This is a genomic window from Streptomyces sp. NPDC102514, from assembly GCF_055584525.1.
This window is the reverse complement of sequence record NZ_JBVJLW010000001.1, coordinates 838,655-859,826: the sequence shown is the minus strand read 5'-3', so window position 1 is coordinate 859,826 and position 21,172 is coordinate 838,655. Positions and strand designations below refer to the sequence as shown.

General features: G+C 72.2%; 20 protein-coding genes and 2 pseudogenes. 11 read left to right on the top strand and 11 right to left on the bottom strand.

Annotated features, from left to right (window positions below; genetic code table 11):
- Window positions 1-184 precede the first annotated feature (184 nt).
- Together ACZ60E_RS03730 and ACZ60E_RS03725 are read left to right on the top strand one after the other, a co-directional pair.
- Window positions 185-631, top strand: coding sequence for a peptidoglycan-binding domain-containing protein (locus tag ACZ60E_RS03730; protein ID WP_384797608.1), 447 nt, complete (start codon window positions 185-187; stop codon window positions 629-631).
- A 224-nt stretch (window positions 632-855) separates the two neighbouring features.
- Window positions 856-2,499 (top strand): peptidoglycan-binding protein, encoded by a 1,644-nt coding sequence (locus ACZ60E_RS03725; protein WP_469437684.1) that lies wholly within the window; start codon window positions 856-858, stop codon window positions 2,497-2,499.
- Window positions 2,500-2,520: 21 nt separating this feature from the next.
- Here ACZ60E_RS03725 and ACZ60E_RS03720 read toward each other — a convergent pair whose 3' ends face one another.
- The 4 genes from ACZ60E_RS03720 to ACZ60E_RS03705 form a co-directional block, all read right to left on the bottom strand.
- A complete protein-coding gene (locus ACZ60E_RS03720; protein ID WP_469438331.1) occupies window positions 2,521-3,396 on the bottom strand; it encodes a universal stress protein in 876 nt (291 codons plus the stop codon).
- 226 nt (window positions 3,397-3,622) lie between these two features.
- On the bottom strand, window positions 3,623-5,347 hold the full coding sequence (locus ACZ60E_RS03715) for a sensor histidine kinase (RefSeq protein ID WP_469437683.1): 1,725 nt from the start codon (window positions 5,345-5,347) through the stop codon (window positions 3,623-3,625).
- A 148-nt stretch (window positions 5,348-5,495) separates the two neighbouring features.
- A complete protein-coding gene (gene gap, locus ACZ60E_RS03710) occupies window positions 5,496-6,524 on the bottom strand; it encodes a type I glyceraldehyde-3-phosphate dehydrogenase (RefSeq protein WP_469437682.1) in 1,029 nt (342 codons plus the stop codon).
- A 189-nt stretch (window positions 6,525-6,713) separates the two neighbouring features.
- The gene (locus tag ACZ60E_RS03705) at window positions 6,714-7,418 is read right to left on the bottom strand and encodes a response regulator (protein ID WP_384797597.1); all 705 of its coding nucleotides are present in this window, start codon (window positions 7,416-7,418) and stop codon (window positions 6,714-6,716) included.
- A gap of 267 nt (window positions 7,419-7,685) precedes the next feature.
- Between ACZ60E_RS03705 and ppdK the strand changes: the two genes are divergently transcribed.
- The 3 genes and pseudogenes from ppdK (at window position 7,686) to ACZ60E_RS03690 (ending at window position 11,428) form a co-directional block, all read left to right on the top strand.
- Window positions 7,686-10,382, top strand: coding sequence for a pyruvate, phosphate dikinase (gene ppdK / locus ACZ60E_RS03700; RefSeq protein WP_469437678.1), 2,697 nt, complete (start codon window positions 7,686-7,688; stop codon window positions 10,380-10,382).
- A gap of 234 nt (window positions 10,383-10,616) precedes the next feature.
- Window positions 10,617-10,891: pseudogene (locus ACZ60E_RS03695) on the top strand (bifunctional acetaldehyde-CoA/alcohol dehydrogenase); the annotation flags it as partial.
- Between the two features lie 72 nt (window positions 10,892-10,963).
- Entirely contained in the window at window positions 10,964-11,428 is a 465-nt protein-coding gene (locus tag ACZ60E_RS03690; RefSeq protein ID WP_469437677.1) for a pyridoxamine 5'-phosphate oxidase family protein, read from the top strand.
- Window positions 11,429-11,479: 51 nt separating this feature from the next.
- Here the strand turns inward: ACZ60E_RS03690 and ACZ60E_RS03685 are convergent, their stop codons facing one another.
- The 3 genes and pseudogenes from ACZ60E_RS03685 to ACZ60E_RS03675 form a co-directional block, all read right to left on the bottom strand.
- The gene (locus tag ACZ60E_RS03685) at window positions 11,480-12,142 is read right to left on the bottom strand and encodes a universal stress protein (protein ID WP_469437675.1); all 663 of its coding nucleotides are present in this window, start codon (window positions 12,140-12,142) and stop codon (window positions 11,480-11,482) included.
- A 52-nt stretch (window positions 12,143-12,194) separates the two neighbouring features.
- Window positions 12,195-12,347, bottom strand: a pseudogene (locus tag ACZ60E_RS03680) (pyruvate formate-lyase-activating protein); the annotation flags it as partial.
- A gap of 260 nt (window positions 12,348-12,607) precedes the next feature.
- A complete protein-coding gene (locus tag ACZ60E_RS03675) occupies window positions 12,608-13,531 on the bottom strand; it encodes a universal stress protein (protein ID WP_469437672.1) in 924 nt (307 codons plus the stop codon).
- A gap of 198 nt (window positions 13,532-13,729) precedes the next feature.
- On the opposite strand from ACZ60E_RS03675, the gene ACZ60E_RS03670 reads away from it, so the two are divergent.
- Entirely contained in the window at window positions 13,730-14,194 is a 465-nt protein-coding gene (locus ACZ60E_RS03670) for a cyclic nucleotide-binding domain-containing protein (RefSeq protein ID WP_469437670.1), read from the top strand.
- A 34-nt stretch (window positions 14,195-14,228) separates the two neighbouring features.
- A complete protein-coding gene (locus tag ACZ60E_RS03665; protein ID WP_469437667.1) occupies window positions 14,229-14,885 on the top strand; it encodes a CBS domain-containing protein in 657 nt (218 codons plus the stop codon).
- On the opposite strand, the gene arsM is transcribed toward ACZ60E_RS03665, so the two are convergent.
- Window positions 14,880-15,755, bottom strand: coding sequence for an arsenite methyltransferase (arsM, locus tag ACZ60E_RS03660; protein ID WP_469437665.1), 876 nt, complete (start codon window positions 15,753-15,755; stop codon window positions 14,880-14,882). The two genes, ACZ60E_RS03665 and arsM, sit on opposite strands and share 6 nt — an antisense overlap.
- Before the next feature lie 81 nt (window positions 15,756-15,836).
- Between arsM and ACZ60E_RS03655 the strand changes: the two genes are divergently transcribed.
- Genes ACZ60E_RS03655 through ACZ60E_RS03645 form a run of 3 tightly spaced genes read left to right on the top strand, consistent with a single transcriptional unit; the run spans window position 15,837 to window position 17,435 of the window.
- The gene (locus ACZ60E_RS03655) at window positions 15,837-16,247 is read left to right on the top strand and encodes an ArsR/SmtB family transcription factor (RefSeq protein WP_469437663.1); all 411 of its coding nucleotides are present in this window, start codon (window positions 15,837-15,839) and stop codon (window positions 16,245-16,247) included.
- On the top strand, window positions 16,244-16,981 hold the full coding sequence (locus ACZ60E_RS03650; protein WP_469437661.1) for an aquaporin: 738 nt from the start codon (window positions 16,244-16,246) through the stop codon (window positions 16,979-16,981). The genes ACZ60E_RS03655 and ACZ60E_RS03650 overlap by 4 nt, the downstream gene beginning before the upstream one ends.
- Window positions 16,982-17,006: 25 nt before the next feature.
- The gene (locus tag ACZ60E_RS03645) at window positions 17,007-17,435 is read left to right on the top strand and encodes an arsenate reductase ArsC (RefSeq protein ID WP_469437659.1); all 429 of its coding nucleotides are present in this window, start codon (window positions 17,007-17,009) and stop codon (window positions 17,433-17,435) included.
- 45 nt (window positions 17,436-17,480) lie between these two features.
- Here the strand turns inward: ACZ60E_RS03645 and ACZ60E_RS03640 are convergent, their stop codons facing one another.
- Window positions 17,481-18,080, bottom strand: a complete 600-nt coding sequence (locus ACZ60E_RS03640; RefSeq protein ID WP_469437657.1) for an Rv1733c family protein — start codon at window positions 18,078-18,080, stop codon at window positions 17,481-17,483.
- Between the two features lie 235 nt (window positions 18,081-18,315).
- Between ACZ60E_RS03640 and ACZ60E_RS03635 the strand changes: the two genes are divergently transcribed.
- The gene (locus tag ACZ60E_RS03635; RefSeq protein ID WP_469437655.1) at window positions 18,316-19,374 is read left to right on the top strand and encodes an Acg family FMN-binding oxidoreductase; all 1,059 of its coding nucleotides are present in this window, start codon (window positions 18,316-18,318) and stop codon (window positions 19,372-19,374) included.
- On the opposite strand, the gene ACZ60E_RS03630 is transcribed toward ACZ60E_RS03635, so the two are convergent.
- Entirely contained in the window at window positions 19,328-20,290 is a 963-nt protein-coding gene (locus ACZ60E_RS03630) for a universal stress protein (RefSeq protein WP_469437653.1), read from the bottom strand. The genes ACZ60E_RS03635 and ACZ60E_RS03630 overlap by 47 nt on opposite strands.
- Window positions 20,291-20,624: 334 nt before the next feature.
- Window positions 20,625-21,149, bottom strand: coding sequence for a flavodoxin domain-containing protein (locus tag ACZ60E_RS03625; RefSeq protein ID WP_469437650.1), 525 nt, complete (start codon window positions 21,147-21,149; stop codon window positions 20,625-20,627).
- Window positions 21,150-21,172 lie beyond the last annotated feature (23 nt).

Sequence of the window (21,172 nt, the reverse complement as noted above, 5' to 3'; positions counted from 1 at the left end):
AGGTGTCCCACACAACCGTCCCACCGGACCCTTTCGTCGCAGGTCAGCGGGGTGGTCGTCCCCAGCAACCGCCAACTGCGCCTGAGCCGTGGCCACGACGCCCCGGCGCCCTGCACCTTTGTCCTCGCCACCTGGTCCCCGTCAGTTGGGTCAGGTGCGGATTCCACGACCGAAAGAGGAAAGCATGCGACCGAACGCTCTGGGCACGACCATCGCCGGACTCGTCACCGTTGTCGGCCTCGCCGCCGGCAGTGTGGCGACCGCGGGCACCAGCTTCGCGGCCACCGGGACCACCGCGCACACGGCGGCCGTCTCACAGCCCGCCGCCGTGGCCGCGACGCAGAACTTCGGTCTGACCACGGCCGAGGCCAAGAACGTCCAGAACTTCCTCGCGGACTACTGGGGCTACACGGACACCATCGACGGCCAGCTGGGCACCAACAGCTGGAAGGCCTTCCAGCGCTGCCTCGCGAAGTACTGGGGCTACACGGGCGAGATCGACGGGGACCCCGGCACCAACACCATCAAGGCGCTGCAGCGCCTGCTGAAGGACGACTACGGCTACACGGGTGACATCGACGGCATCGCCGGTGCGGGCACCCGGGCGGCGTTCAAGCGCTTCGCCGCCTGAGAGTCCGAGTGACCCACCCCGGCCCGTCCTGCAACGACAAGGACGGGCCGGGGTTGCGCGTTCCCGCCTCCCCCACAACCGCGCCGGGCGCCCAGCCCGTGACCGGTGGCGCGTAACCCGTAAGTCGTAAGTCGTAAGCCGCAAGCCGCAAGCCGCAAGCCGCAAGCCGCAAGCCGACGGTACGTCAGAAGCCGCTCCAGCAACCGAAGGAGAACCTCCCCGCCATGGGAAGACTCGCATTCCTCGTTCGCGCCGAAGACCACAGTCCCCCACGCCGGGACACGCGCCGCACCGGGGCGGGGTGGCGGACGCGCGTCGGGACCTTCGCCGCCACCGCGGCCATGGTCTCGGCCGGCCTCGTGATCGGTGCCCAGCCCGCCGCGGCGGCACCGGCCCCGATCAAGCTGACCTCCGCGTCCTGTCCCGCCGAGATCGTGCAGGGCCAGACGAGCGGTTGCGTCACGGAGCTGCAGAACCTGCTCAACGCGCACGGCGCCGGTCTCGTGGTGGACGGTCAGTTCGGGGCGGGCACGCTCTACGCGGTCCGTGAGTACCAGGCCGCCACCGCCATCGCCGTGGACGGCCGGGTGGGCCCGGCGACCAAGAGCAAGCTGTACGCGACCGGAGGCTCGGCGCCCGCCCCCGTCAACCTGAACTCCGCCTCCTGCCCCGCGAACATCGTCCAGGGCGCCCAGGGCGGTTGCGTCACCGAGCTCCAGCGACTGCTGCGCCACCAGGGCTACGCCGTCGACGTGGACGGCGACTTCGGCGCCGGGACGGCCAGCGCCGTCCGCGCCTTCCAGACCTCCCGCGGGCTCACGGCCGACGGACAGGTCGGTACGAACACCAAGCGGGCGCTGTACGACACCGACGAGTCACCGTCGACGAGCCTGGACCTGCGGTCGTCGTCGTGCCCTGAGAACATCGTGGAAGGGCAGAGCGGCGGTTGTGTCGCCACGCTGCAGTCCCTGCTGAACGGCAAGGGCCAGAGCCTCGACGTCGACGCCAGCTTCGGTCCCCAGACCCTGGCGGCCGTGAAGGCGTTCCAGTCCGCGAACGGCCTCACCGCCGACGGCCAGGTCGGCCCGAACACCAAGGCCGCCCTGTACGCGAACATCGGCGGTGGCGGCGGCAACGGCGCGCCCGCGCCGATCAACCTGAACTCCGCCTCCTGCCCGAACGAGATCGTGCAGGGGCAACGCAGCGGCTGTGTAACCGAGTTGCAGAGCCTGCTCAACCACCACGGTGCCGATCTCGCCGTGGACGGCGACTTCGGTGCGCTCACCGACAGCGCCGTCAGGGACTTCCAGGCCGAGAAGGGGCTGTCGGTCGACGGCCACGCGGGACCGAACACCAAGGCCGCTTTGTACGGTGCGGTCACCCCGCCGTCGTCGCCCCCGCCCGGCGGCGGTTACGGCAAGATCCTCGAAGTGGCCGAGGCCGAGGCCGGCACGGTCGAGGGCAGCGCCCGCGCGAACAGCTACGGCTCGTCCGTGGGCCTTTCGCTCTCCACCAGCAACTACGCCTGGTGCGCGACCTTCGTGAGCTGGGTGGCCAAGCAGACCGGGGCCAGCTCCTACCGCAACTCCTACGTCTCGGGCTGGGTCAAGCAGGCGCGGGCCGGCAACTACCACCTGTCGGTGACGACCAGCCCGCAGCCGGGTGACATCGTGGCGTTCGACTGGGACGGCGGAAGCGACTTCACCGGCGGCAACGAGCACATAGGCATCGTGCGTACGGTGTCCGGATCGTCGTTCACCACCGTCGAGGGCAACACGGGCAACCCCAACGGCGACAACGACGGCGTCTACGTCAGGTCCCGTGCCACGAACAGCGGATACGACGTGGTCTTCATCCGCGTCCGCTGAGCGTGGTCGGCCCCTCCGCGGTCAGGTCCGCTGGGGCACTATCGCCACCGGGCAGTCCGCGTGGTGCAGCAGTGTGTGTCCCACCCGGCCGAGTTGCAGGCCGAAGTGGCCGTGCCTGCGCCGGGCGCCGACGACGACCAGGTCCGCCGCCGACGAGCGCCGCAGGAGCACCTTGCGGGCCGGCCCCTCGGCGGTGGTCTTCCGCACCCGCACCCCCGAATGGTCCGCGACGCCTTCACGGACGACCGCGTCGAGCAGCGCCGAGGCCCGTTCCTCGTGGTACCGCTCCGGTACGCCGGCCATGCTCGGATGGTCGGCGCCCTCGTAGGAGGGGCAGCGCCAGGCACGTACGACATCCAGCGTGCACCCGCGTGCCTGCGCCTCGCGGAACGCGAACCGGGCCGCCTCACCGCTCGTCGCCGGATCGCCCGCGCCGAGCAGGATGCGCTCGTGCGTCGCCTCCAGGGCGGCCTTGTCCCCGCGGACCACGATCACCGGACAGTGGGCACGCGCCGCCACCGCCAGACCGACCGAGCCCAGCAGCAGCCCCCTCAGCTCGCCCCGGCCACGTGAGCCCGTGACGAGGGCCGAGGCGTCGCGGGCCGCCTGCAGCAGGGCGGTCGCCGCGTCCTCCGGCACGACCTCCGCGACGACCCGCACGGAGGGATCACGCTGTCGGGCGCGCTCGGCGGCTGAGCCGAGGATGTTCTCGGCGAGTGCCTGGTCCGACGGGCGTCCGGCTCCATCGGTCTGTTCGTCACCTTCGTAGCGTTCCCACAGGCAGGCGTGCACCAGGCGGATCGGCAGGCCGTGGCGGGCCGCCTCGTCCACCGCCCAGTCCATTGCCTGAAGGCTGGACTCCGATCCGTCCACGCCCACTACCAGGGGCAGCTCCATCATGGCCACCACCTTCCATATGATTCAGGACGTTCCACCCGCGGTCAGGTCACCTTCATTCAACTTCCAGGCCGGGATGCGCACTTGAGCCGATCGGTGTGCTTCTCCCGGGCCGGACGGCCCTGGCGGACGGGCCGACCGGTTCTCGGCCGTTCCGCGCAGCGCCCCGCCCGCCGCCGCCCGTCGGAGTCCGCCGGAACCCGCTGGTTTCCGCCGCCGCGTGGTCCTACCGCTCCCCCACCGGTGCCCACCACACCAAGGTCGTACCGCCGCCCTCAGGGCTGTCCAGCCGCAGCTCTCCGCCCAACTGCCCCGCCCGTTCCGCCATGTTGCGCAGGCCGCTCCGGCGGCCCCCGGGCGCGATGCCGACGCCGTCGTCGGAGACCGTCAGGCGCACCTCGCGGCCGTCGGTCTCCAGAACCACCGCGGCACACGTGGCCCGGGCATGCCGGGCGATGTTGGTCAGGGCCTCGGAGAGCACGGCCACCACGTGGTCGGCCGTCTCCTTGGCGACCTGGGTGTCCACCAGCCCCTCCATCTGGAGGCTGGGGGTGAAACCGAGCACCGGAGCCGCCTCGCCGACCACACGGACCACGCGGGCCCGCAGGCCCGGGGCGGCGGCACCCTCCCGCGCACGCAGGCCGAAGATGGTCGACCTGATGATCTTGATGGTCTCGTCCAGGTCGTCCACCGCCCGCGACACACGTTCCGAGGCCTCGTCGTGCTCGATGAAGCGGCTGGCGCTCTGCAGGGTCATGCCGGTGGCGAACAGCCGCTGGATCGCCAGGTCGTGGAGGTCGCGGGCGATCCGGTCGCGGTCCTTGAGCACCGCGATCTCCTCGGCGTCCTCACGCCGTTCCGCCAGTTCCATCGCGACCGCGGCCTGCGCGGCGAACCCCTGCAGCGCCCGGGTCTCCTTCTCGGTGAACGCCGGCCCGCCGGACTCACGCACCAGCAGGACGATCCCGCGCACCCGCTCGCCCGTTCCGATGGGGACGGCCACGGCCGGGCCAAGACCGGTGAACCGCGGGGGCCCGGACGCGTCCCGTTCCTCCGCGGAGATGTCGGGACTGGCGACCGAGGCGGCCGCGGAGAACGCCCGGCCGATCAGGCCCTCGTCCACCGGCAGCACGAGCCCTCGATGTGCCTCCGCAGCCTCGCCGAAGGCCAGTTCGGCGGTGAGCGAGTCCGTGTTCTCCATGGGCAGGGCGACCACCGTCAGCGCCGCCGAGGTGATGTCCCTCGCCCGCTCCGCGATCAGGCCGAGGACCTCGGCGCGGTCGCTGCCGGACATCAGGCAGTGGGTGATCTCCGCGCTCGCCTGCAGCCAGCGTTCGCGCAGCCGCGACTCCTCGTAGAGGCGGGCGTTGTCGATCGCCACGCCTGCGGCCACCGCCAGGGTCGACAGGACCGACTCGTCCTCCTCGTCGAACTGTGCGCCGCCCTGCTTCTCCGTCAGATAGAGATTGCCGAAGACCTGCTCCCGCACCCGGATCGGGACACCGACGAAGGTGTTCATCGGCGGGTGATGGGGCGGGAACCCGTACGAGGAAGGGTGCCCCGACAGCTTGACCAGCCGCAGGGGTTCGGGGTGCCGGATGAGTTCACCCAGAATGCCGTGCCCCTCCGGGTAGTGGCCGATCTCGGCGATCTGTTCCTCGCTGATCCCGATCGTGTGGAAGGCCGACAGCCGCTTGCCGTCGGCCCCGATCACCCCGAGGGCCGCGTATCGCGCGTCCACGAGCACGGCCGCGGCCTCCACGATGCTGCGCAGCGCCTGCTCCAGGTCCAGTTCCCGGCCGACGGAGAGCACGGCCTCCAGCAAGCTGTGCACGCGGTCGCGCGTACCGCGGGCGGCGTCCAGTCTGGCCTGCAGTTCTTCCAGCAGCTCGTCCAGCTTCAGCTGCGGCAGCCGTACGCGGGCCCGACGGGACTCCTCGGCGCTTCCCACCGGTCGATCCTCCAGGTCCCCTCGACGCACGGACAGCCGACCGTTCCGGTCGGGTGTCACGGTATCGGTCCGGTGCGGGCCCGCGCGGTCCGGGTCGGGAGAGCGTACGGATCGGGCCCCGCAGCCGGGTCCGGGGCGGCAACTGCCGTCAGTTCAGGGGCAGTCGGGCCGCGACGTACTCGGTGAGGTCGAGCAGCCGGTTGCTGTAGCCCCATTCGTTGTCGTACCAGCCGAAGACCTTGACCAGCTCGCCGTGGGCCTGGGTCAGCGGGGCGTCCAGGACGCACGAGGCGGGGTCGCCGACGACGTCGCGGGAGACGATCGGGGCGTCGGACACCCGCAGGATGCCCCGCAGCGGACCATCGGCGGCCTCGCGGAACGCCGTGTTGATCTCGTCCGCCGACGCGGGCCGCTCCAGGACCACGCTCAGGTCGGTCAGCGAACCGTCCTCGACGGGGACGCGTACGGCGATACCGTCGAGTGTGCCCACCAGTTCCGGCAGGACGAGGCCCACGGCGCGGGCGGCCCCGGTACTGGTGGGGATGATGTTCACGGCGGCGCTGCGGCCCCGGCGGAGGTCCTTGTGCGGGCCGTCCAGGACGACCTGGTCGTTGGTGTAGCCGTGGATGGTGGTCATCAGTCCCTTGACGATGCCGAAGTGATCGTTCAGCACCTTCACCATGGGAGCCACGCAGTTGGTGGTGCACGAGGCGTTGGAGACGACGTGGTCCCGCCCCGCGTCGTACGTGTTCTCGTTGACGCCCATCACGATCGTGCCGTCAACTCCCTTGCCCGGCACGGACAGCAGCACCTTGCGCGCCCCCGCCTTCAGGTGGAGGCCCGCGTCCTCCTGGGTGCGGAAGCGGCCGGTCGACTCGATGACCACGTCCACGCGGAGGTCGCCCCAGGCCAGCGCGGCGGGATCCCGCTCGGCGGTCACGGCGATGCGGTGCCCGTCGACGGTGAGTGAGGTGTCGTCGTGCTCGATGGCGCGGTGCAGCCGTCCGTACGTCGAGTCGAACTCCAGCAGGTGCGCCAGAACCGCCGGCGAGGTGATGTCGTTGACCGCCACGACCTCCACCGGTGTGCCCGCACCCGTCTCCGCACGCTCAAGCACGCAGCGCAGATAGTTGCGTCCGATGCGGCCGAAGCCGTTGATGCCCACCCGCACGCCCATGTCCCTCGTCCTTCCGGTCCGTCCCGTGTCTGTCTCCGGTGCCAGCGTGCGGGAGGCGGACCGGGCGGGACTTGGGCCGTACGGGGGCGAGCCCGGGGGACGTTCGGCCCTGCGGCCCGCCGCTCAACACCCGTACGGGGACTCGGATTCGGACTCGGGCTCGGGCTCTCGGGCTCGGGCTCTCGGGCCTCAGCGGCCTTCGTTCTTCGGCCTGTCCCGGGTCTGGGCCTGCGCCTGGGTGGCGATGACGGCGGCCTGTATGCGCCGCTCCACGCCCAGCTTGGCGAGCAGCCGTGAGATGTGGTTCTTGACCGTCTTCTCCGCGAGGAAGAGCCGCTGGCCGATCTGACGGTTGGTCAGGCCCTCGCCGATCAGGGCCAGGATCTCCCGCTCCCGCTCGGTGAGGCCGGGCAGCGCGTCCGGCTCCTCCTTCGGCTGGTCCCCCGCGCGCAGACGGGCCATCAGTCTGGCGGTGGCGCTCGGATCGAGCAGGGACTGGCCGGCGGCCACCGTGCGGACGGCCGACACCAGGTCCGCTCCCTTGATCTGCTTCAGGACGTACCCGGACGCCCCGGCCATGATCGAGTCGAGCAGCGCCTCCTCGTCGTCGAAGGAGGTCAGCATCAGACAGGCCAGATCCGGCATGCGTGAGCGCAGCTCCCGGCACACGGTCACCCCGTCCCCGTCGGGCAGCCGGACATCGAGGACCGCCACCTGGGGCCGCAGCGCGGGAACGCGCACGAGGGCCTGTTCGACGGTCCCTGCCTCGCCGACCACGGTGATGTCCGGCTCGTCGTTCAGCAGGTCGTGCACCCCACGCCGTACCACCTCGTGGTCGTCCAGCAGGAAGACCCGGATGGGGCTGTCGGGGTCTGTCCGTTCGCTGTCGGCCATCGGATGCTCCCTCTCGTACGCCGGACGCCGATGTCCGCACCCGCGCGCGTACCGGCTTCTTCTTCTGCTGGATCCTTCCGGTTCCCGGGACGAACGACCAGGGCCGGTCGGCCCCGATTCCCCAGGCGAACCGATTCTCCACGAGGGTCACGGGCCGACCGGCCCACCTGAAGGGACGTCCAGTACCTCCTCCGCCGCGCCCGGCGGTCCGACGCTGGAGGACGGCACGCCCACAGGGCCGCGGTACCGAGCCGAGGAGCACATGTGATGGTCCGTTACGTGTACGACTTCACCGAAGGCAGTCGTGACATGGCCGACCTGCTCGGTGGCAAGGGAGCGAATCTGGCCGAGATGACCGGTCTTGGCCTTCCGGTGCCGCCGGGGTTCGTCGTCACCACCGAGGCCTGCCGGGCCTTCCTGGCCACCGGCGCGGAACCCGAGGGGATGTCCCGGGAGATCTCCCGTCACCTGTCGGTCCTGGAGACCGCCGCCGGGCGGCGCCTGGGGCAGCCGGACGACCCGCTGCTGCTGTCCGTCCGCTCCGGGGCCCGTTTCTCGATGCCGGGCATGATGGAGACGGTCCTCGACATCGGACTCACCGACGCCTCCGTACTGGGGCTGGCCAAGGTCTCCGGGAACGAGCGGTTCGCCTGGGACTCGTACCGCAGGCTGGTGCAGATGTTCGGCAGTACGGTCATGGGCGTCGACGCCGAACTGTTCGAGCAGGCCATGACGCGGCTCAAGGAGAGGCGCGGTGCCCCGGACGATCTGCGGCTGGACGCGAGCGACCTCGCCGAACTCGTCGAGACGTACAAGAACCTGATCCATGTCGTGACGGGCGACCACTTCCCGCAGTCGCCCGCCGAGCAGCTGCGCCGGGCGGTGCTCGCGGTCTTCCGTTCGTGGAACGGGGAACGCGCCCGGCTGTACCGGCGGCGCGAGCGCATCCCCGACGATCTGGGCACCGCGGTCTCCGTACAGCGCATGGTGTTCGGCAATCTCGGGCCCGACTCCGGCAGCGGTGTCGCCTTCACCCGTGATCCGGCGACCGGCCGCAGCGGCCCGTACGGCGACTACCTGGCCGACGCCCAGGGCGAGGACGTCGTCGCCGGCATCCGCAACACCGTGCCCCTGGCCGAGCTGGAACGGCTCGACCCGACCTCGTACCAGCAGCTGCGCGAGCACCTGCGGACGCTGGAGTACCACTACCGGGACCTGTGCGACATCGAGTTCACCATCGAGCGCGGCACGCTGTGGATGCTGCAGACCCGGGTGGGCAAGAGGACCGCCGAGGCCGCCTTCCGCATCGCCGCCGCGCTGGTCGACGAAGGGCTCATCACCCCGGCCGAGGCGCTGTCGCGGGTCGGCGGGGACGGGCTCGCCCGGCTGATGTTCCCGCGCTTCGACACCTCCGCGACCGGGGAGCCGCTGGCCCGCGGCCTGCCCGCCTCGCCGGGTGCGGCGGTGGGCGCCGCGGTCTTCGACTCCGCCGAGGCCGTACGGCGTGCCGCGGCCGGGGAGGAGGTCGTCCTGGTCCGCCAGGAGACGACCCCCGACGATCTGCCCGGCATGGTGGCCGCCCGGGCCGTGCTCACCAGCCGCGGCGGCAGGACGAGTCACGCGGCGGTCGTCGCCCGCGGCATGGGCAAGGTGTGCGTCTGCGGTGCCGAGGAACTCACCGTGGACGCCGCGGCACGACGCTTCACCACACGCGCCGGCACCGTCGTCGAGGAGGGGACGGTCCTCTCGGTGGACGGCTCCACGGGTGCCGTGTACCCGGGCACGGTCCCCCTGGTCGACTCCGCGGTCATGCGGTACCTGGAGACGGGCGTACGTGATGAACGGTCGGCCCAGGTCGTCGACGCGGTCGCACGAGCCCTGCAACAGGCGGACGGGACACGGCGTTTGGAGGTACGGGCCAACGCCGACACCCCGGAGGACGCCGCCCGGGCACGCCGGTTCGGCGCCCAGGGTGTCGGCCTGTGCCGCTCCGAGCACATGTTCCTCGGGGAGCGCCGCAAGCTGGTCGAACAGATGATCCTGGCCACCGGCAGCGCCGCTCGCGAACGTGCTCTGGCCTCGCTGCTTCCCCTCCAGCGGCAGGACTTCGCCGGCATCCTCGAAGCGATGGACGGCCTGCCGGTCACCATCCGCCTCCTCGATCCGCCACTGCACGAGTTCCTGCCCGACCGCACCGAACTCGCCGTGCGCATCGCGACCGCCGAGGCACACGGAGACCCGCCGGATCCGCACGACACCGAACTGCTCGACGCCGTGAACCGCATGCACGAGGGGAACCCGATGCTCGGCCTGCGCGGTGTGCGCCTGGGTCTGGTGGTGCCGGGCCTGGTCGCCATGCAGGTACGGGCCGTCGCCGAGGCGGTCGTCGAGCGCAGGCGGGCCGGAGGCTCGCCGAAACCGGAGATCATGGTGCCGCTGGTGGGCGCCGTCGAGGAACTGCGCATCGAGCGCGCGGAGGTGGAAGGCGTACTGGCCGAGGTCTCGGCCGAGTCCGGCGTCCCGGTGACCTGCCCGGTCGGCACCATGATCGAGCTGCCCCGCGCTGCGCTCACCGCGGGCCGGATCGCCGAACAGGCGGAGTTCTTCTCCTTCGGCACGAACGACCTCACCCAGACCACCTGGGGTTTCTCCCGCGACGACGTCGAGGCGGCGTTCTTCTCGGCCTACCTCGACAAGGGCGTCTTCGCCGCCTCTCCGTTCGAGACGATCGACCGCGAGGGCGTGGGGCGGCTGGTCGGGATCGCCGTCGCCGAGGGCCGGGCGGCCCGGCCCGACCTGACGATCGGCGTCTGCGGTGAGCACGGTGGCGATCCCGAGTCCGTCCACTTCTTCCACGCGGCGGGCCTGGACTACGTCTCCTGCTCGCCGTTCCGGGTCCCGGTGGCCCGTCTGGAGGCCGGGCGGGCGGCCCTGCCGGAGACCGAGGTGAGCGACAGCCGATGACGGGCCCGTACCGCCCGGCTCCTCCATCGGCCGGTCCGGTCGGCCCGCTCCCCCGGGGCCGGCCGGGCCCGGCCGGGGACCATCGGCACCAGCGACGGGGGTCCGCTCCGGACGAGAGTGGAGACGTGAGCGGCACCGACCCCCGCGGTGCCGCTCCACCCGGCCCCGTCGGCCCCCGCGACGGCACACGACACCGGAGGTGCACGCCATGACCCGACACGGCGCCGGAACCTCCACGTCGCGCACGGCCGCACCGACGCGGTCCTGCTGCCGCACGTCATCCGCCTCAACGGCACGGTTCCCGCCGAACTCACGGGCTGGCCCACGTACGAGCACTACGGTCACGTCGGCGTCGACGCCCTGCCGCAACAGGCCCTCAACGCCTACGAGGACCAGTGCGCGCGCCCGCCAACCCGCGGATGCCGATGCTCGACGACATGCGGGAGATCATGCGCGCGGCCCACTACGGCCGGGCGGACGCGGACGAGGGCCGAACGGCCCTGGCGTGAGGCACCCCGACATCGTTGAAATGACCTGATCACGCACACGCGGTGTGCAACGACCCCCTACGGACATCCGCCATGGCCTTCGACAACGCCGAGCCGGTCGGCTCCGGGCCCCGCCAGAGCATCGAGCTCGACGGCGACGAGGCTCTGCGACTGCTGGGCACCGTGTCCCTGGGAAGGATCGTCTTCACCCGGGACGCGCTGCCCACCATCCGCCCGGTCAACCATGTGCTGGACGGCGGGAACATCGTCATCCGCACCCACGAGGGGGCGGCCCTGACCTCACGCACCCGGCACACCGGCGGCCCGGGAGTGGTCGTCGCCTACGAGGCCGACGCCATCGACCCGGACACGCATCTCGGCTGGAGCGTCGTGGTCACCGGTTTCGCCCACCTGGTGACCGAGTCGCACGAACTCGCCCGCTACCGCGAGCTGTTGCGCCCCTGGGTGGACCGGACGATGGACTACGCGGTCCGTATACACCCCGACCTGATCACCGGCATCCGCCTCACGCCCGTAAGAAGCGGGGCAGGCAGGTGAGTGGTCAACCCATAGTGCCGGGCCGTCCCGGGGCCGTGGCCGGGGCGTCGTTCATCCGGTCGGCACGACGAGCACGGGGCAGTGGGAACGGTGCAGCAGCGTGTGCGCCGTCGGATTCAGGTGCGGTCCGACACGGTGGGCGCGCTGGTGGGCACCGATGACGACGACGTCGGCCGCCCGGGTGGCCTCCAGCAGGGCGCGGCGCAGGACACGCAGCCTGGCGCCGCGGCGCTCCGCCTCCTCGAAGGCGTAGGCGGCCACGTCGGGGTCCGCGTCACCGGCGAGGCCGAGCAGCACCTCACCGCCGTCCCCGCACCGGCGGTCGCCGCGTACCACCAGCAGCGGGCCGCGCACCTGTGCCGCCAGACGCAGGCTCACGGACCCGAGCAGCATGCCGCTGAGTCCTCCGAGTCCGCGGGTCCCGACGACGGTGAGCGCGGCGTCCTCGCTCTCGCGCGTCAACGCCCGTACGGCGCTGCCCCGCACGGCCTCGGTGGTCACCGGCAGGTCGGGGTGCCGTGCGACGACCCGGGCCCGGGCCGCCGCGAGTATCGGGCCGGCCTCGTCCAGGTCGGGCACGGCGTACACGATGCGCAGTGCGGCGGCGCGGCGTGCCGCCTCGGCCGCCGCCCGGTCCAGAGCCCGTACGGAGACGAGCGAACCGTCCACTCCGGCGACCACCTGATGGATCCTCACAGTCCTGCCCCCTCTCATGCCGCCCCCTCTCATGTCGTTCCGTGCTCCGGAAGGTGTCGTGTCCCGCCCTTCAGCAGGCCGCCACCCCGTTCTTGCGGAACTGTTCCTGGACGCGCCCGATCAGCTCGGGGTCGGGGCGCGGAGTGTCCCGCAGCGGGAAGGGCAGGCCGAGTGCCTCGTACTTCGCGGCGCCGAGTCGGTGGAACGGCAGAACGCCGGACCGCCCTCGTACGGCGTGTAGTTGGCCTGGATGAAGTCGCGTACGTCGATGCGGTTCCGCCACTGCGTCCCGGCGAAACCATGCCACGCATCGGTCCGTCGGCTGTCGGCCTTCGCGGTTGCGGTCATCGTCGGTCGTCCCTTCCCTGGTCCACCTGTGCGGGTCTCCCTCTTCACATGCTCGTCCGCCGCGGTCGTCACGGGCAGTGCCGGACAGCGCCGACAGGTGGCCCGTACGGCCCCGGACGACGGGGCCGGGTGGACTCAGCCGTGCGGGACCACGGCGACGGGGCAGCCGACGTGGTGCAGCACCGCGTGGGCCACGGAGCCGATGTGCGTCCCGAGGTGGCTCTCCCGGATCTTTCGGCCCACGACGACGAGGCAGGCCTCGGACGAGGCGTGGATCAGGGCGCCGGCCGGCCTGCCTTCGGAGACGGTCTCGGTCACGGAGACCTCCGGATACTTCGCGCACCACGGACGCAGCGTCGCGACGACGGCGCGTTCCTGGCCGGCCAGGACTTCCGCCTCGGCGCCCGTGACCGCGCGCAGGTCGCCGCCGTCGGCCGAGGGGACACTGAAGGCGTGGATCACCCGCAGTGCGGTGCCGTGCAGCCGGGCGGCCTCGAAGGCGAACTCGATCAGTTCGTCACAGGGATGCCGGACGTCCAGACCGAGGACGACGTCACGGTACGGAGTCCCGGACTTCTTCGAGGAGTTCTCCCGCGAAGTGCCCTCCTTGCCGGGCGTCGTGGGTTCCTCGTCGGCCGTCGCCCTGCCCGCACGGACGAGCACGACGGGGCGTACGGACCTGGCGACGACCCGCTGGGACACCGAACCGACCATGAACCCCGCGAGACCGCCGAGTCCGCGGGAGCCGAGCACCAGCACCTCGGTGTCGTCGCTCCACGCGAGCAGGGCCCTGACCGGGGAGTCGGACACCAGCTGGGCGTCGATGGAAAGGTCGGGGTGCGCGGCCCGCACACCGGCGACCACCTGGTCCAGGGTCTGCTGGGCCCATTCGTGCTCGCTGTTGCCCATGGGGACGGAGGCGGGCGGGCGAGGGTGCCACTGCCAGGCGTGCACCACCCTCAGCGGGGCTCCGCGGCGCACGGCTTCCCTGGCCGCCCAGTGTGCGGTCGCGAGGCTGTCGACGGAACCGTCGACGCCCGCGGTGACATGGCGAAGCATGCTGCCTACCTCCTTGGTCCGCGCCTGATGCTCTTCCCGTCGAGCTTCGTGCCGGAACGGACCCGTGCGGAGGGTGCCGAAGGACCTCGGCCGAGTACCGGGCGGCCCGGTCATGGGGCCGGGTGGCCCATGGTCCCCGGCCGGGGCGTGGCAGGACGCTGTGAGCGCAAGGACCGCATGCACCCATGGAGGCACGTCATGAACGATTCCGTCACGTCGAGCATGCTGCGGGCCCTCCCCGCCGAACACCGGCAGCGATTGATGGACCTCGCCCGCGAGGTGTCGTTCGAGGCGGGGACCCGCCTCTTCGAGGAGGGCGGACGGGCCGACCGCTTCTGGATCGTGCGCACCGGCACCGTCACGCTCGACATGCGGGTGCCCGGCCGGCGGGCAGCGGTCATCGAGACGCTCGGTCACAACCAACTCGCGGGCTGGTCCTGGCTGTTCGCGCCGCACACCTGGCACCTGGGCGCCGAGGCCACCACTCCCCTGCGGGCCTACGAGTTCGACGCCGCGGCCGTACGCGCCCTGTGCCGCAGCGATCCGGAGTTCGGCAGCGCGGTCACCCAGTGGGTCGGTGACGTACTGGCCCACCGGCTGCGCTCGGCCCGCACCCGGCTGCTGGACCTGTACGCCCCCTACGGCAGCGGCAGTCGCGTGTGACGGCTCCCCCGACCGAAGCGTTCAAGGATACATCATGCACGGCACGCCGCACGTCGTGAGCGATGTGATGACCCGCACCGTCGCCACGGTGGACCGCGAGACCTCGTTCAAGGAGATCGTGCGGACGATGCAGGAACGGAAGGTCAGCGCCCTGCCCGTCGTCGAGGGCGAGGGACAGGTGGTCGGCGTCGTCTCCGAGGCCGATCTGCTGCCCAAGGAGGAGTTCCGCGACAGCGACCCGGATCGCCATACCCAGTTGCGCAGGCTCTCCGACCTCGCCAAGGCCGGTGCGCTGACCGCCGGGGAACTGATGACCTCCCCGGCCCTCACCGCTTCCCCCGACGCGACGCTCGCCCAGGCCGCGCGGACGATGGCACGCGCCCGGGTCAAGAGGCTTCCCGTCGTGGACGAGTCGGGCACGCTGCGGGGCGTCGTCAGCCGCGCCGATCTGCTGAAGGTCTTCCTCCGGGACGACGAGGAGATGGCGGAGGAGGTACGGCGGGAAGTCGTCTCGTACCTGTTCCCGCCGCCCTCGTCCTCCGTGTGGACCGAGGTGCGGGGCGGTGTGGTGAAGCTCAGCGGGCACGTCCGGGACACGTCCCTGGTGCCGGTGGCCGCACGGCTGGCACGGGCCGTCGAGGGTGTCGTGGACGTCGAGTTCGACCTCTCCGCGCACGAGCCTTCCTCATAGCGGCCGGGCCTGCCCCGGCGACGGTGTGACGGTGTCCGGGGCGCCGACGGTCCCGGCGGAAGCGGCGGTCGCGGACTTGCCGGCGGTCGCGGACTTGCCGGCGGTCGCGGGCTTGCCGGCGCGGACGACGGCGGAGTGCATGCCGTCGGCGACCGGGTGGGTCGGGGTGATCTCGATGTCCGTGAAGCCGGCCGCCTCAAGCCCCCGGCGGTACTCGGCGAAGGACAGCGCTCCGGCGATGCAGCCGACGTAGTCCCCGCGCTCGGCCCGCTGCCCGGGGGTGAGGGTGTCGTCGGCGACGACGTCCGAGACACCCATGCGGCCGCCGGGCCTGAGTACCCGGAAGGTCTCGGCGAAGACGGCGGACTTGTCCGTGGACAGGTTGATCACGCAGTTGGAGATGACGACGTCGATCGTGTCCGCGGGCAGCGGGATCGCCTCGATGGTGCCCTTGAGGAACTCGACGTTCGTCGCGCCCGCCTTCTCGGCGTTGGCCAGGGCCAGGGCCAGCATCTCCTCCGTCATGTCCAGTCCGTACGCCTTGCCGGTCGGGCCCACCCGGCGGGCGGACAGCAGGACGTCGATTCCGCCGCCCGAGCCGAGGTCGAGCACGCGTTCACCCGCGCGCAGGTCGGCGACGGCGGTCGGGTTGCCACAGCCGAGCGAGGCCGCGACCGCGTCGGCGGGCAGGGTGTCGCGCTCGTCGGCTGCGTACAGGGCCGAGCCGAAGGTGTCGTCGACCTCGACCGGCTGTGGTCCACAACAGCCGGTGCCGCCCTCGGTGGCACTCCCTGCCGTCGTGACCTTGAGAGCCGTCGCGGCATACCGCTGACGGACGATGTCGCGCAGGTCGGTGGACTGCTCGTTCATGTCTCACTCCCTGGAACTCGCTGTATTGACGTTCGTTGATGCAAGCTTGCGCCTTGGATCGAAAGACGTCAACATAGAAGGATGTCGAAACAAGAGCTTGAGGTGATCGGCAAGGACAGCGCCTGCTGCCCCGGCCTGGCCACCGCGCCGCTGGACGAGGACCGCGCGGCCGACCTGGCGAGGTTCTTCAAGGCTCTGGGCGACCCGGTCCGCCTGCGCCTGATGTCGATGATCGCCTCGCGCGGTGAGGGCGGTGAAAGCAGTGAGGGCGGTGAAGGTGGCGAGCGCGGCGAGGTCTGCGTGTGCGAGCTGACCCCGGCCTTCGACCTGTCCCAGCCGACGATCTCCCACCACCTCAAGCTGTTGCGACAGGCCGGCCTCATCGACTGCGAGCGTCGCGGGACCTGGGTGTACTACTGGGTCCTGCCCGGCGTACTGGACCGGCTCGCCGCGTTCCTGGCCACCCCGCGGCCCGCCGAAGTCCGCGCGTGAAGGCCCCGCTCGGCCGCCGGGTCGCCGCCGAGGCGATCGGGACCGGGCTGCTGGTGACGGCGGTGGTCGGCTCCGGCATCCAGGCCACCGACCTCTCGCGCGACATCGGCGTACAGCTGCTCGCCAACTCCCTGGCCACCGTCTTCGCCCTGTACGCGCTGATCACCGTCTTCGGGCCGGTCTCCGGCGCGCACTTCAACCCGGCCGTCACCCTCGCCGCCTGGTTCACCGGGCGCCGCACCCCGGACGGGCTCACCGCGCGGGATGCCGCCGCGTACGTCCCCGCACAGATCGTGGGGGCGATCGGCGGCGCGGTCCTGGCCGCCGCCATGTTCGGCGAGCCCCTGGCGAAGCTCTCGACCCACGACCGTTTCGCCGGACCTCTGTGGCTCGGTGAGGTCGTCGCCACGGCCGGGCTGATCCTGCTGGTCCTCGGCCTCGGCCGGACCGGCCGCGCCGCACTCGCGCCGGCCGCGGTGGCCTCGTACATCGGGGCCGCCTACTGGTTCACCTCCTCGACCTCGTTCGCGAACCCGGCGGTGACCGTCGGCCGGGCCTTCACCGACACCTTCGCCGGGATCGCGCCCACGTCCGTCGCCCCGTTCATCGCCGCACAACTGGTCGGCGCCGTAGTGGGGTCGGGCATCGTGGCCACCGTCCACGGCCCGCGAACCGTCCCCGCCGACCGTGAACTCGACGTCCCGGACAGTGAACCCGAACCCGTCCCCTCCTGACCCCATCCCGAGAAAGCCACCCTCCATGGACACTTCCACCGCACGCCCGTCGGTGCTGTTCGTCTGCGTCCACAACGCCGGCCGCTCCCAGATGGCCGCCGCTTTCCTCACTCATCTCGCGGGTGACCGTATCGAGGTCCGCTCGGCCGGCTCCGCTCCCGCCGACACCGTCAACCAGGCCGTGGTCGACGCGATGGCCGAGGCCGGCATCGACATCTCCGCCGAGCGGCCCAAGGTCCTCACGGTGGAGGCCGTCCGGGCGTCCGACGTCGTGATCACCATGGGGTGCGGCGACGCCTGCCCTGTCTTCCCCGGCAAGCGGTACCTCGACTGGCAGCTCGACGACCCGGCCGGTCAGGGCGTCGAGGCCGTCCGTCCCATCCGCAACGCGATCGAGACGCGCGTGCGCGCACTGATCTCCGAACTGGCACCCGGCGACGTGACACCCGGCTGAGGACCGGCCGTCACCCGCCTTCCCTCCGGCGTCGCGCAGTGCCCCTCAGCCGGTTCTGCGCCCCCACCGCGGCCCGACCCGCGCCCACTCCTCGCCCCACCGCTCGGTCGCCCGGTGCTCGATCCCCAGCCGGACGACGCGTCCGGCGGCGAGGATCACCAGACCGCCGAAGACCGTGGCTCCCGCGCCGGTCAGAATCGCGCGCGCCCGCGCCTCCCCCGGGCCCATGGGCTCGGGCACCAGGCGGCCGTGCCCGTCCGTCCACACCGGCACCGTGGCCCCGGACTTCGTACCGGCCCGCACGCTCGCGCCGTCGGTACGGACGACTCCGTCACTGTCGGTCCAGCGCACCTGTGCCCGTACCCGGGAGCAGATGTCTCCGGTGGTCATGTCGACCAGGTCGGCCGGCGCCGTCTCCAGAAGCACGGCGGACACCTCCCGGCGCTCCGCCCGGCTCCGCATCAGCGCGGTCTCGGTGGCCTGCGCGGAGACGGCTCCCGCGACGGCGCCGCCGATCGTCGCCAGCGCCCAGGCGACCAGGACGATCCACGCCTCCACCCCGTCGGTGTGCCGCCGCAGCGGATTCCGCCGCCATCGCCAGCGCCACCGCCGTACCAGGATCCTCGTCAGCCGGGTCCTCCGCATCGCTCGTCCCCTCTCGTGGACGGATGAGTTCGAGGAACTGCCGTGCGGAACCGCTCCGAACGTCTCACCTCCGAGGCCGCGGTGGCAGGTGCCTCAGGTCCGCGGAATCCGGGCCGTTCGGGGCCCGGCGAGGCCGTCCGGCCCCTCCTGGACGCGGCACGCCGGGCGGCACGCTGGATCCGCTCGCCGGCCGAGCCCCGCCGGCCCGTCGGCGCGGGGCGGGGAGGAGTTCGCGATGCGATCCGCCGTTCTCGACGTCACCACCCTGGAGAACCTCGTCTCGGCGGCCGTGGCCGCCCCTTCGATCCACAACACCCAGCCGTGGCGCTTCCGGCTGGACCCCGACACCCTGACGCTGGAGATCCGGGCAGCGGCGGCACGCGGTCTGCGCCACACCGATCCGACCGGGCGGGGCCTGTACCTGTCCGTCGGGTGCGCCCTCCTCAACCTCCGGATCGCGGTGGCGCACCACGGCTGGGAGCCGGTCTCCCGGCTGCTGCCCCGGCCCGACGAGCCGGACCTGCTGGCGACCGTACGGCCCAGCGGCACCGCCGCCGCGTCCTCCACCCCACGCCTCTACGGGACGCTGTGGCGTCGGCACAGCAGCCGTTTCCCGTTCTCCGGACGGCAGTTGCCGACAGCCGTCCTCACCGAGCTCGCCGAGGCCGCGCACGTCGAAGGAGCTCGCCTGAGCGTTCCCGGTCCCGTTGAGAGCGACCGGCTCCTGCGTCTCACCCGCGAGGCGGAGCACCGCAACACGGCCGACCCCGACCGGGCCGCCGAGAGCCGCCGCTGGGTGCACGGGCCGGCCGACGACGCCCTCGGCATACCGCCCGCCGCGCTGGGACCGCAGGACTTCCGGGAGCGCCTTCCCATGCGGGACTTCGGCGCGCACCGGCACCCCGACGCGCTCACCGCCCGCCCCTTCGAGGAACGGCCGTCGATCGCCGTGCTGTCCACGGCACACGACCGGCGGGCCGACTGGCTGCGCGCCGGACAGGCGCTCGAACGCGTCCTGCTGGTGGCCACCACATACGGCGTACGGTCGTCCCTGCTGCACCAGGCCCTGGAGTGGCCGGACCTGCGGGAACAGCTCATGGAAGCTCCCGGCGGCCGGGGCGCGCACGCCCAGATGGTGCTGCGCCTCGGATACGGCCCGCAGGGCCCGCCCTCCCCTCGTCGCACGGCGGACCAGGTACTGGCCGACGAGCCGCTGCCGATCCCCGTCCCCGGTGCGGGCCGGCCCGTCAGGGATGGGGCACCACGGCCACGGGACAGCCGACATGGTGGATGACGGCGTGGGTGACGGGCCCGGTACGCGGACCCACCGGCCGCTCCGCCAGGCGATGACCGACCACCAGAAGCCCGGCGGCGGAGGCCGCCCGGATCAGCGCGGTCGACGCCTTGCCCTGCGGCACGCACTCCACGACCTCGACTCCGGGGTACTTGTCCCGCCACACCTGAAGCACCGCGGACAGGAATCCGCGCCACTCCCGCCCCTGCTGCGGCTTGTCCGCCAGAGCCACGTCTCCCGGGCCCAGTTCGAACGCGGAGGGCGGCTGCCAGGCGTGGAGGACACGCAACCGGGCGCCGCGCAGCCGGGCCGCCTCGAAGGCGAACTCGATCACCTCGTCGCTCGGGTCACCGGCGTCGAGACCGAGCACCACGTCCCGGTGGCCGATACGGTCGGAGGCACCCTCGCCCACCGCGCTCCCGTCCTCCGCACCACCTTCCTCCCCGCTCCCTTCCGCCGCGCTGCCTTCCTCCGCGGGAAGGTTCTCGTCCGCCGCCTCCTCCCCCGCGCGTACGAGGACCACGGGGCACGTCGCCTTCGCCACCACCGCGAGGGCCACGGAGCCCACCAGGAATCCGGTGAAGCCGCTGAGCCCGCGCGAGCCGAGTACCAGCAGGTCGGCCCGGTCCACCGCGCTCAACAGGGCGGCGCTCGCGGGCCCTTCGACCTGTTCGTCCGACAGTTGGACCGCTGGACAAGCCCGGCGGACGCGTTCCTCCGCCCGGCGCAGGGCACGCCGGGCCAGTTGCCGCTGCGCGGCGTCCGCCGGCTCGCCGTCCGCCCGGCGGGGATGCCAGTTCCTCGCGTGCAGGAGCAGCAGGGGACGTTCGCGGCGTACGGCCTCCCGGGCCGCCCACTCTGCTGCCGCGAAACTCTCCGCGGAGCCGTCGACTCCGGCCATCACGGGCGTGGGCATTCCGCACACCTCCTGTGTCTCGCTGTGTCTCGATCTGCTTCTCACGACCAGCGTCGTCCGGTCTCCGCCCGGCCGACAGGGCCGCCAGGTCTCCGTCGAGGACCGTTCGGCCCCTGCTCAGCCATGCCGTCCGGGCCCAGGGTGGTCCTGAGAGGCGGAGTACACGAAGACTCGGCCGCCGCCCCTTTCGCCGGTCGGGGCGGCGGCCGGTGCGCGAGACCTCGCGTCTCCCCCGCCGCGTGGTTCTCGCGCGGGCGTCCTCGCGGCGTCCGGTGCCGGCGGGAGCGGGAGAGCACCGGCCCGACGGGGGCCGCGGGGACCGGCCACGGGTGGGTCAGCCGCTCGTCCGGTCCTGGTCGTGGCCGTCCACGAGCTGGGCCCCGATCCGCGACGCCCACGCCTCTATGGCGGTGAAGTCCCGGAAGTCCCCGCCCTTTCCGGACCGGACGATCATCCCGGCGACGAACCCCTTCGCGCCCTCTTCGAGGCAGCCCCCGAAGGTGATGTGCTCCCTGACGTCCAGTCGGTCCATGGCCCGCCGCACGTCGGACACGGGCGGGATGTCCCGCTCCGCGGCCGAGGCGTCGAGCGGGCCGCTGCTGAACAGCCACACCGGCCGTCCGGCCAGCTCCGCACGGTGGCGACGGAGGAACCGCCGGGCGTCACGGTGCCAGCGCCCGGCGTAGAGGCCGCCTCCGACCACCACGGCGTCGTACGCCACGAGGGTCCCCGTCACGGACCGGGCCGGCAGTGGGTCGGCGGCGAGTCCGTCCTTGCGCAGGACCGCGGCGACGGCGTCGGCGATCCGTGCGGTCGATCCGTTCTTCGTTCCGTAGGCGACCAGCACACGCTTGGGCATGGCGGTCCGCCTCCTCTCCGTCC